Below are 466 nucleotides of genomic sequence, written 5' to 3' on the forward strand. Positions count from 1 at the left end.
GTGCAGTACCGCTGCACATTATGGCGGCCAGTCTCATCGTGATGATGATACTGGACTTTATGCCGTTTTCCTTTGACGGGTTCTTCTGGCTGCCTGAAATGACGGCACTGATGCTGCTGTATTGGGCATTGCACCAACCGCAACGCGCAGGCATGGGACTGGCTTTTGCCATCGGCCTGATTGTCGATGCCGCAACCGCCGCGACTTTGGGATTGCACGCCCTGTCTTACGTCGTGATGACTTATTTCATTTTAAACCACCGCCGCCAGATCATGCTGTACGGCCACATTATGCAATTGGCTGCTGTCTTGGCTGCGCTGCTTCTCAATCAGGCCGTCTTAACTGTTGCCCGTTTGTTCCTTAATCATCAGGTCATCACTTTGCAAGGCTTTGTTGCCCCATTTGTCGGCACATTACTTTGGCCGATACTCAGCCAGCTAATGTTGATTGTGACCCGTATTTACCG

The 466-nt window shown here is 51.7% G+C and carries 1 protein-coding gene; it reads left to right on the plus strand.

Translation table 11 applies throughout. The features are described from left to right. Window positions 1-20: 20 nt before the first annotated feature. Window positions 21-466, plus strand: a 446-nt coding sequence (gene mreD / locus ACTHUR_RS20110; protein ID WP_440400558.1) for a rod shape-determining protein MreD, incomplete at its 3' end; no start/stop codon positions are given.

The organism is Neisseria sp. P0021.S007, assembly GCF_051956855.1.